Source organism: Candidatus Poriferisodalis multihospitum, from assembly GCF_028283155.1.
Classification (GTDB): domain Bacteria; phylum Actinomycetota; class Acidimicrobiia; order Acidimicrobiales; family Poriferisodalaceae; genus Poriferisodalis; species Poriferisodalis multihospitum.
The window spans coordinates 136,915-146,599 of sequence record NZ_JAPYOK010000040.1 but is presented as its reverse complement, the minus strand read 5'-3'; the positions used below and the strand labels follow the sequence as shown (position 1 = coordinate 146,599).

11 protein-coding genes and 1 pseudogene are annotated in these 9,685 nt (G+C 63.2%); 6 read left to right on the top strand and 6 right to left on the bottom strand.

Annotation, left to right across the window (positions count from 1 at the left end; all coding sequences use genetic code 11):
* Positions 1-214: 214 nt before the first annotated feature.
* A complete protein-coding gene (locus tag VI480_RS03935; RefSeq protein WP_416246631.1) occupies positions 215-550 on the top strand; it encodes a Jag N-terminal domain-containing protein in 336 nt (111 codons plus the stop codon).
* An 11-nt stretch (positions 551-561) separates the two neighbouring features.
* Here VI480_RS03935 and VI480_RS03930 read toward each other — a convergent pair whose 3' ends face one another.
* The gene (locus tag VI480_RS03930; RefSeq protein ID WP_323671506.1) at positions 562-2,604 is read right to left on the bottom strand and encodes a cytochrome P450; all 2,043 of its coding nucleotides are present in this window, start codon (positions 2,602-2,604) and stop codon (positions 562-564) included.
* Between the two features lie 166 nt (positions 2,605-2,770).
* On the opposite strand from VI480_RS03930, the gene VI480_RS03925 reads away from it, so the two are divergent.
* Positions 2,771-3,814: a Rieske 2Fe-2S domain-containing protein gene (locus tag VI480_RS03925; RefSeq protein ID WP_323671505.1), complete on the top strand. Its 1,044-nt coding sequence runs from the start codon at positions 2,771-2,773 to the stop codon at positions 3,812-3,814.
* Positions 3,815-3,988: 174 nt separating this feature from the next.
* Positions 3,989-4,507, top strand: coding sequence for a protein jag (locus VI480_RS03920; protein WP_323671504.1), 519 nt, complete (start codon positions 3,989-3,991; stop codon positions 4,505-4,507).
* Positions 4,508-4,520: 13 nt separating this feature from the next.
* Here the strand turns inward: VI480_RS03920 and VI480_RS15560 are convergent, their stop codons facing one another.
* Positions 4,521-4,958 (bottom strand): RsmG family class I SAM-dependent methyltransferase, encoded by a 438-nt coding sequence (locus VI480_RS15560; RefSeq protein ID WP_416246638.1) that lies wholly within the window; start codon positions 4,956-4,958, stop codon positions 4,521-4,523.
* Positions 4,959-5,247: 289 nt separating this feature from the next.
* Here VI480_RS15560 and VI480_RS03910 point away from each other — a divergent pair.
* The 3 genes and pseudogenes from VI480_RS03910 to VI480_RS03900 form a co-directional block, all read left to right on the top strand.
* Positions 5,248-6,006 (top strand): annotated as a pseudogene (locus VI480_RS03910) (ParA family protein); the annotation flags it as partial.
* Positions 6,007-6,125: 119 nt separating this feature from the next.
* Positions 6,126-6,377, top strand: a complete 252-nt coding sequence (locus VI480_RS03905; protein WP_323671501.1) for a ParB N-terminal domain-containing protein — start codon at positions 6,126-6,128, stop codon at positions 6,375-6,377.
* A 52-nt stretch (positions 6,378-6,429) separates the two neighbouring features.
* Entirely contained in the window at positions 6,430-6,705 is a 276-nt protein-coding gene (locus VI480_RS03900; protein ID WP_323671500.1) for a hypothetical protein, read from the top strand.
* 187 nt (positions 6,706-6,892) lie between these two features.
* Here VI480_RS03900 and VI480_RS03895 read toward each other — a convergent pair whose 3' ends face one another.
* The 4 genes from VI480_RS03895 to VI480_RS03880 form a co-directional block, all read right to left on the bottom strand.
* Complete coding sequence (locus VI480_RS03895; protein ID WP_416246637.1) at positions 6,893-7,840, bottom strand: peptidoglycan-binding protein; 948 nt, start codon at positions 7,838-7,840, stop codon at positions 6,893-6,895.
* Positions 7,841-7,854: 14 nt separating this feature from the next.
* Positions 7,855-8,178: a thioredoxin gene (gene trxA, locus VI480_RS03890; RefSeq protein WP_323671499.1), complete on the bottom strand. Its 324-nt coding sequence runs from the start codon at positions 8,176-8,178 to the stop codon at positions 7,855-7,857.
* 74 nt (positions 8,179-8,252) lie between these two features.
* Positions 8,253-9,224 (bottom strand): thioredoxin-disulfide reductase, encoded by a 972-nt coding sequence (trxB, locus tag VI480_RS03885; protein WP_323671498.1) that lies wholly within the window; start codon positions 9,222-9,224, stop codon positions 8,253-8,255.
* Positions 9,221-9,550, bottom strand: a complete 330-nt coding sequence (locus VI480_RS03880; protein ID WP_323671497.1) for a hypothetical protein — start codon at positions 9,548-9,550, stop codon at positions 9,221-9,223. The genes trxB and VI480_RS03880 overlap by 4 nt, the downstream gene beginning before the upstream one ends.
* Positions 9,551-9,685 lie beyond the last annotated feature (135 nt).

The window sequence follows — 9,685 nt, the reverse complement described above, 5'->3', positions numbered from 1 at the left end:
TGCGCGCAAGCGAGCACGTCGCAGCACCGGCTCCTCCGATCGGAATCAGAACCGCAATCAAGGTCGCGAGCGCAGCCGGCGGCGCGGGCGTGCCGAACCGGAGCCGGAATCGAAGCCCATCCAGAGCCGTCGTACCTCAGGAGACGGCAGGACCCGCAATCGCCGCAAGCGATGAACACACCGGCAACTGCGGTGGAGAGTTAGGCGCTGCGTCGTGGAGTGGATCGTGGTGACCGGCCACACGGTTGCAGAGGCGCGTGATCGTGGCCTCGATGCGCTTTCGGTCGCCGCCGAGGATGCAGACATCGAGATTGTGGCTGAGCCGGGCCGCTCGCACTGGGGGTTTCGACGCCGACCCGCTCGCGTTCGCATGCGAGTGCGGCCGACCGGGCCGCCGCCACGAGTGGGCGACCAGCGCCGAGACCGGCGCAGATCCCGCCGACGCTCCGGTGGCGGCAATCGCGGCGGTCACCGCCGGCAGGATTCCGGACAACGTCAGCACACTGGCGGCGGATCCTCGCGTCGTCGTTCCCGTTCAGGTCGTCGATGACCCAGAGCCGCTCAACTCGTCAACGGGTACCGCTGCTCCACAACTTTGAGTTTGAACCGCTTGTTCGGCGACATTGAGGGAAATGGGCTGATCTTCAGCTTGTAGTTCGACGGCGAAACCTCGAAGGTGAAGTAGTGCGCGAGCATCAATACGCTCATCAGCATCTGCAACTCCACCATGTGAGAGCCAAGACAGCTATGCGTGCCGAGACCGAACGGTGCGTATCCAGGCGTTCGGTGCTCGCCGCGTGAAGGCAGGTAGCGATCAATGTCGAATGTGAAGGGATCCGGAAAGACTTCACTCATGTAGTGCGGTGCCGTAGTGGCAATGAACACCTTGGAGCCGACCGGCAATTCGTAGTCTTCAACGACGCATGCGTTCATCACTGTGCGGATCGACATAGGCACCGTTGGCCACAGCCGCAAGCACTCCATGATGAAACGTCGAGTGACATCGATAGCGGGAGAACTCAAATCATCTGGCGATGGATCTCCATTGCTAAACAAAGCATCGGCTTCCGCTCGGATCTGCTCATATAAATGTGGTTGGGACACCATCGCATGCAAGATAAAGCTGAGCTCATCTCCCGCGTACATGCCCGCGAGTACCGGTGCCGAGAAGGTGAAGCTGAGATTTGACTCGGGTACGAAAATCGGATCGCTGGTGTGTAGGCTGAGTACATCGTCGGCAAGATCGCGAGGGCAACCAGCCCTCTGCGCGGCCGTATGTGACTCCAGCACGCGCTCGTACAGCACGTCGACAACCTTCTTCTTGCGCTTCATGCGTGGTGTATTGAGCATGAAATTCGGCAAGACGTTGACGACTTGGGTCATGAGCACCCGAGACTTATAGGCGATGAGATCGTCGATGACATCATCTGCCTCAATGCTGGCGAGGAACGGCGTGACCTGAGCACCGGCGAAACCGCGACACATCGATACGGCTCCAAATGTGTCCCCGACGTTCCATTTGCTGATGTACGCCCGAGCGTGCTGATATACCGTTTCGAGCTGCTGTTCGAAACGCGCCCGGCCGTAGCCTGCACGCAGCGATTTGCGCATGCGGAAATGATCTGCACCATCCAGCGCAGGCAGCAGCCCGGAGGCGTGATACGCAGTTTCGAGACCTCGGAGATAATCGCTCGATCTGAGATGCATGCGACCATGACGGTGAACCCAGCGATTGACGCGAGGGCCTGATAGGAACGTGATCTCCTGCCCGGAGAACAGGGGGCTGAGCCTGAAGACTGAACCGAACTCTTCAGTCAATTGTGCATAGACAGCCGGGATGTTCCCCCGAAGGAAATGACGATTGAGCAGCAGTTTGTTAAGCGGCAGCTTGGGTACCGACTTCGTCAGCGCAGAGCTTCTGAGCAGCGACGCCACCAAGTTGTGCGCGACGGCATCCGCGATGGCCCTGCCGATCAGGTCCATCTGGCAGATGAGCTGGACCCGCTCCTCCGCTTCGTCGTCGAGCTCGAAGATGAAGCGCAGAACATCGCAGGTGTGGGCGAGGCCGATGATGATGACGTCTCTCGGGCTGGGAATCTCGCCCAGCAAGATCGATCTGCCAATGCGCGTCTTGATGAATTGGACGGCCGTGTCGTCGTCATCGCCGGCAAAGAAATCGCTGTGCCGGGCTGCTGCCGTCAAGCTCCAGAATTCGCCGTCGTGATGCTCGAGGATCCCAAGTCTGACCAGTTGCTCCAGTGCCAAGTCGAGCATCATCTCGGCGCGAGGCGCGAGGCGCTCCACCCAGTACTGAGCGCTGCGCTGCTCGGGCTCGCTCGCGATCTGCTGGAGGGCGAGGTCCAAGATCGGCTTGCCAGTCGGAGTCTTGTCCAGCAGGATCAGCGAGTCCATGTCGGTGTCAATGCGCGCCTGCAGCGAAAGCTCGGCCAGCGCCGCCCCGGCCATGGCGCAATTCAGATGCCAACCGGGAACCTGGTGGAAGTACCCGCTCTCCTCGCTGAGCAGCACCAAGAGGAGTTCCTCGGTCAGGTCGAGCGGCTGCGCGGTGGTGACCCTCGTCGATGCTGTCGATGCACTAGTCAAGTGACGCTCCTGGTCACGCGGGGCACGGTGGTCAGCCCAGCGTTCGGGAAGATCGTCTCAAGTGTACGGATAGTTACTGGTAGGGAGTGCAGCACCGGCACTTCCCGGGGGCGCCGATCATCCGGTCTAGCCTGCCGGCATCGCTTCGGATGGAGAGCGCGGCTCGATGGCCAGACCCCAGCAGGCAGCAAACGTTAGTTCGCTGCCACCATTTCCAGAAGGCTGGTTCTTCATCGCTACGCGCGATGCCGTACAGAAGGCGGGATTGATTCAACGCACCTGGATGGGCGAAGAGATCGTCATCTGGTCTGATCCCGCCGGCCAGATCTGCATCGCGAAATCGGTCTGCCCTCATCTGGGGTCCGATCTGGGACCTGAGGCCGGGGCGAGGGTCGTCGGCGGGAGACTCGTCTGTCCCTTTCACGGGTTCGAATTCGAGACCAGCGGGGAGTGCGTGGCCACACCATCTGGAGCGCCCGCCCGTTCCGCGAAGCTGGACCTCATTGAAGTCCGTGAGATCGAAGGCCTCATCTTCGGTTGGTGGGGCCTCGGCGGGCGACCCTCGCAGTGGCAGTTGCCTGATGTTCCGCAGACCGATGACGACTGGACCGATCTCCAGATCCGGACGATTCGCTTCGCCGGCCATCCACAGGAAACCAGCGAGAACTCGGTGGACATTGCGCACTTGAGTTGCATCCACGGCTACCACAACGTCTCCAATGACGCGCCGGTGTCGATCGATGGGCCGCGACTTGAGAGCCGGTTCAGCTTCTCGACGACCCGGAGGATTGCCAAGTTCGCCAAGCTCACTATGCATGTATCGGCTATTGCCCACGTGGTCGGGCTGGGCTACTCCTTCGTCGAGTTCCGGGAGCACTCCATCGGCCTCGATGCTCGGCTGTGGGTGTTGGCGGCGCCTGTCGATGGCACGCTGATCGACATGTCCATCGTGTCGAGGATGCGCACGCTGCATAAGCCCAAGCGACCGATCGTCGGCTTCAGCTTCTTGCCGACGCGGATGCGGGCGCCCATCGTGAACAAGTTCATTGCGGATCTGCAGATCGGCGAGGTCAAGCAGGACGTGGTGATCTGGAGTCGCAAGCACTACGTGCCGCGCCCCCGGCTGGTGAGCACCGATGGCGAGATCATGAAGTACCGGGCGTACTGTGCACAGTTCTATCCCGGCGAGTGCGAGCCGCCCCGACTCTGAACTCCTCGGTCGGCAGCAATGTGCGTCGCGAATCTCAGGGGTTCCGCGTCGACAGACCCGTAGGCTGAGCACGGCCCACATCGTGCGAGCAATGCAATAGCAGCGCCCGTGGACTCATACCGCCCGATGTGCGGCGGGCCCCAACGCATGCGTGCCCGATCAGAGGTGACGAAGATGACAGATGAGACGACGACAGCCGAACAGCAAGTCATGGTCCAGGAGTTCCTGGACGGCCTGGTACATGCGTTCGGTATCGAAGCGCAGGCGGTACCAGTCGCAGCAGACGACGACAGCTTCGAGATCAATCTCGAGGGTGAGAACGAGGCGTTGGGGTTGCTGATTGGGCCGCGCGGCCGCCATGTCGTTGCACTTCAGGAGGTCGCGAAGACCATGCTGCAGCGCAGACTGCCAGGTATACGCCGCGCGCGAGTACGGGTTGATGTGGGCGGCTACCGGCAGCGCCGACGCGAGGCGCTGGAAGCGTACGTACGCGAGCTCGCGGGTGCTGTATTGGAACGCGGAACGGAACGCGGACTCGAGCCGATGAATGCAGCCGACCGCAAGGTCGTGCATGACACCGTCAACGAGATCACCGGTGTCGACACGATCTCGGTGGGCGACGAACCCCGCCGCCGCGTCGTGCTGGTGCCGTCCAGCCCGAGCGACGCTCCCAACCCGAGCGACGAGGCGTAGTCCGTTCGATCACTCAGAAGAGCGGTCGCTTCCGGATCTGTTTCCAGGTTCGGGGGTACGCCGGATCGGCAGTTGCCAGGCACTCCAGCTCGGCAAACGTCGGTGCGCCTGCGGTTCTCCGCACGAAGTGCATCCCGAGCTGAGCGAGAGCGTCGGTTGGCCAGCGCGCCTCACTGCATCTGGGCGGCTCGCTGACCACGAGTCTGCCGCCGGCGCGCAGCAAGCCGGCACTGCACTCTGCGACCGCGGCTGGAGGACCGAACGCCCGGCTGACGACGCCGTCATAGGCATAGCGATGTCGGCGGAGATGAGCGAGTTCAGCGGCATCGCCGAGCGCGATCGTGACACGATCGGCGAGCTGGAGATCCTGAACAGCAGTTTCGAGAAAATCAGCCCGGCGCTGGGACCGATCCAACAGCACGAATTCGATGCTGGGCTGCTCCAGCGCCATCACAAGCCCAGGCACTCCCCCGCCGCTCCCGAGATCGCACCAGCGCTGACCGGGCATCGGTCGAGCTGCCGCATGGTGAGCTCGTGCGTGCTCCACATGGGCCAGGAGGTCACCGGCGCCAAGAAAGCCCTGTTGTTGACCGTGTCTGAGCACGGCAACCAGGCGTTCTTCTGCCACCGCCATGATGCGTGGAACCGTATCTCAGATGTTTCACGTGAAACACTGCGGCCCCGCAGCGGGTCCACGACTGGCCTACGCTGACCCTCAGGCGTCAGCGAACGGAGACTGCATGGGTCGGATCATTGCGGTGACGAACCAGAAAGGCGGCGTCGGCAAGACGACAACGGCCGTCAATCTGTGTGCGGCACTTGCCGATCTGGGCCAGAAGACGCTGCTTGTCGACATGGATCCACAAGGCAATGCCGCTACTGGTGCCGGCATTGACCCGCGTGTCGTGGGCACTTCCATGTACCAGGTATTGCTCGGCACGGCAGAGATCGTCGACTGCATCCAACCGACCGGCATCGAGCACTTCGACGTGGCGCCAGCACGGCTGGAAATGTCTGGCGCGGAGATAGAACTCGTGTCGGCCTTCAGTCGCGAGTTGAAACTCCGGCACGCTCTCGCCCCGATCGCTGACGACTACGACTACATCTTCATCGACTGCCCGCCGTCGCTCGGACTGTTGACCGTCAACGCGTTGAGTGCGGCGGTCGAGATCCTGGTGCCAGTCCAGTGCGAGTACTACGCGCTCGAGGGACTGGGCCAACTGCTTCACAACGTGGAAATGGTGCGCCAGGGCCTGAATCCCGCCCTCGTTATCAGTGCCATCGTCATGGTGATGTACGACGCCAGGACACGGCTTGCGGCGGAGGTGGTCTCTGATGTTCGACGGCACTTCGGTGATCGGGTGTGCCGGGTGGTGATCCCGCGGACGGTGCGCTTGTCTGAAGCCCCGAGCGTGGGGCAGCCGGTGACGGTGTACGCGCCCAACAGCCGTGGCGCCGTGGCCTACCGCGAACTCGCCCGGGAGATTCATGAGCGCGGCGGCCAGGCGGAGGCAGCCAGTGCCCGCACGGCTCATGATCCCGGTTCGAATGAGGGCCGGGAACATGAGCAGGCAGGTCCGGGCGGCGTCTGGTCGATCAGTCGCGAAGGAGCCCCCACATGAATGCTCAACGAGGGCTCGGGCGAGGGCTCGGCGCGCTCATCCCGACTGGCCAATCGGCCTATCGCGAAGTGCCCGTCTCGGCCGTCGAAGTCAATCCGCTCCAACCCCGACAGCACTTCGACACTGCGGCACTGGACACCCTGGCGGATTCAATTCGCCAGATCGGGATCTTGCAGCCGATCGTCGTACGCGAGACGGGCATAGTCGGCCGTTTCGAGATCATCGCGGGCGAGCGGCGCCTGCGATGACCCTGTCGAGCTCGAATTGCTCGCCGAGCGCGCGGTCGATGAAGGCTGGTCTGTGCGCACGGTGGAGGAGGAAGTGCGAGCGCTCGGCGCACCGTCTGAACGCGAATCAAAGCCGAATCAGCCAATTGACGAGCCCGCTGCGCTGGCTCCTGCCACCAAGGATCGCCCCGCAGCGGTGTTGGAGGTCGAATCTGCCTTGGCCGCCGCCCTCACAACTGCCGTCGAGGTGCAACTCGGCCGCCAGGGGGGTCAGATTGTCATCAGATTCGCTGATATGAAGGATCTCGGCCGGCTCTACGCGGCGTTAACCGACAACCTCAGAGGCTGAGCCGATTGGCGAAGCCGTGACCCGAGCGGCCCACAGGGCACTTTCAAGTGGCCCTCGAAGGTTGAGTGGCGTTTGCTGACGGACTCAAGCCTTGGAAGACGGGAGCGCTGACGCCGAGATTCGCAGCCTCAATCTGAACTTGTTGTCCACTAGTTGTGGACAACGTGGGGAGAAACTTGCGTTGAGGTCAGGCCGCGGGCTGATCAGCGAGCAGATCGCGGGTCGATTGAGCCACGACGTCAGCCACTTGCCTGGTTTGTTCAAGCAGAACGTCGATGCGCTCGAACCTGCACAGCACGGCGGGCATGGCACTCTCACGCAGCATCGGGAGCCCCATGCCGTTCGTTTCAACGGAGCCGAACATTGGTTCCAACCCGCCTGCGATGTCGACGGCGAGCTTTTGGCCGGCGCGGCTCACGAAGTGACGACCCTGGAAGTAGCTAACCGAGGGTGCGGCTGGCTTGACCTCGAAGCCGATGTAGACGGCTGCACCGAATCGGTTGACCTGCGCGGCTTGCGTTGACCAATCAGGATGGTGAACGGTCAGCACCTCTGCGCCGTCGCGACCGATCTCGCGCCGCACCGACGCGGTGACGGGCTCGAGGCCGCCGGCTTCGCCAACGGCGATGCGCCGTCCGATCAACTGGCCGCCGGCAGATTCCAAGCGCTGCCGCTCGGTGATGTGGGCGACGACTGATGCGTCGCCGAGCGGCCGCACGAGCTGCTGCAGCGTCTGCAGGGTTCGGCCACCGCAGACGCCGTCACCGCCCAGGCTCATATTCGTCTGGAAGTCGGCGAGCGCGGCAGCGGTCAGTGGACCCCAGATCCCATCGATGCGCCCGACAGAGAAACCCAGCGTGCTGAGCATCCGCTGCACCTCGGCGACGTCATCGCCCCGCAGGTGTGGAGTGCGCAGGTACAGGAAGCGGTCTCCCAGCCGCTGGCCCGCCTCGATCAGCAGTCCCCATGTCTCGGGGCCGCAGATGCCGTCGACGTCGATCGAGCGCTGCGCCTGGAATGCCCTGACGGACTCGGCAGTTGCCGAGTCGAAGATGCCGGTGATCGGGCCGTGCCAGTGACCAGTCGCGGTCAGCCGATGCTGGAGGTCTCGAACATGCGGACCTGCCGCGCCGATGCCGAACGGTCGGATCAGAGGAACTCGCCGATCTCAGCCAGCAGGGCGCTCTTCGGCTTGGCGCCGACAAGACGCTTGGCCGGTTCGCCGTCTCGGAACATGATGAGCGTCGGAATGCTCATCACCTGGTAGCGCATGGCCAAGTCGGGACTCTCGTCGACGTTGACCTTGGCGATGCGGATGTTGTCGTGCTCTGAGGCGATCTCCTCGAGAATGGGGGCGATCATCTTGCACGGTCCGCACCATTCGGCCCAGAAATCCACCAGCACAGGGCTGTCAGCACTCCCGACGGTCTCGTCGAACGTGCTGTCGTCCAAGGTGGAAATACCTTCGGCCATCGCTGGCTCCTCATCTCGTGGTTGCCGCGAGGCTACCGCTGCGGTCTCGGCCGACGGCGGTTGACGCCAGAGTCTCAGTGACCGTGGGCTTCAAGCCAACGTTCGGCGTCGATGGCAGCTTGGCAGCCCGAGCCGGCGGCTGTCACTGCTTGGCGGTAGTAGTCGTCTTGCACGTCGCCGCAGGCGAAGACGCCCTCGATGTTCGTGCGAGCGCTGCCAGCCTCGGTCACGAGATAGCCGTTGGGCTTGCGGTCGAGCCAATCGGCGAACAGATCGGTGTTCGGTCGATGCCCGATCGCGATAAACAGGCCTGAGATGTCGAGCGGCGAACGCTGCTTCGTTTGCGTGTCCTCGAGCATGACGCCCTCTAGGCGCTCGTCACCCAGGATCTCCACTACCTGCCGGTTCCACAAGAACTCGATCCGCTCATTGGCAAAGGCCCGATCCTGCATGATCTTCGACGCTCGCAGCTCGTCGCGTCGATGCACGACGTACACCTTTGCTGCAAAACGCGTCAGGAAGGTGGCCTCTTCGAGGGCACTGTCGCCACCGCCCACCACCGCGATCTCCTGACCCCGGAAGAAGAAGCCGTCACAAGTGGCGCAGGTGGACACGCCGTGACCGATGAGGCGCTCCTCGTTGGGCAACTCGAGCAACAAGCTCTGCGCTCCGGTGGACACGATCACCGTGCGGCTGCGATAACGCACATCGCCTACCCAGACCGAGAACGGTTGTTCGCCAAAGTCGATCTTGGTGGCCTTGGCGGTGAGGAATTCGGCACCGAAGCGTTCTGCTTGAGCCCGAAAGCTGGCCATCAAGTCAGGACCTAGGACGCCATCGGGGAATCCGGGATAGTTCTCGACATCGGTGGTCAGCATGAGCTGCCCGCCCGGCTGGTCGCTGGTGGAAGACGGCTCGCCCTCGATCACGAGCGGCTGCAAGCTTGCTCGAGCGGTGTAGATGGCAGCGGTAAGGCCAGCCGGGCCGCTCCCGACGATGATCACGTCGCGCGGAGTGGCGTCAGGAGATCCAGCGCCGCTGCTCATGTTTCGCTTGCCGCACGCGGTCGCCGCTTGGACCACGCCCATGCTCCGGCACCGCCGAATATGCCGCCAGCGATCAGGTGCGCAGACCACACGTCGCCCGGCACCGCGATATCGAGTGCCCTGATCGCCGCAACGGCCACGAGCACCACGACACCGACCGCCGCGGTGACGATGACCAGGCCGTACACCAGCGCTCGAGCAGCCGTGATCAGCGGTCCGCTCGTCCGGGCGCGCACGGCGTCGACGGCATCGGCAAACCGAGCGACGGCTGCGTCGATGCTGTCGTCGGGCTTCTCGCCAGAGCCTTTCGAGCGCTTCGAGATCATCGGCGGAAGCCTAGAAGCATCTTGGCCCAGGCCATGAGCGACCGCGCAGATGGTACGCCCGCTGCGGCGGCGGCAAGCGATTCAGCGACCAGCGATCCAGCAGGTCGCAACGTCGCAGAATCGCCTGCCACCCCC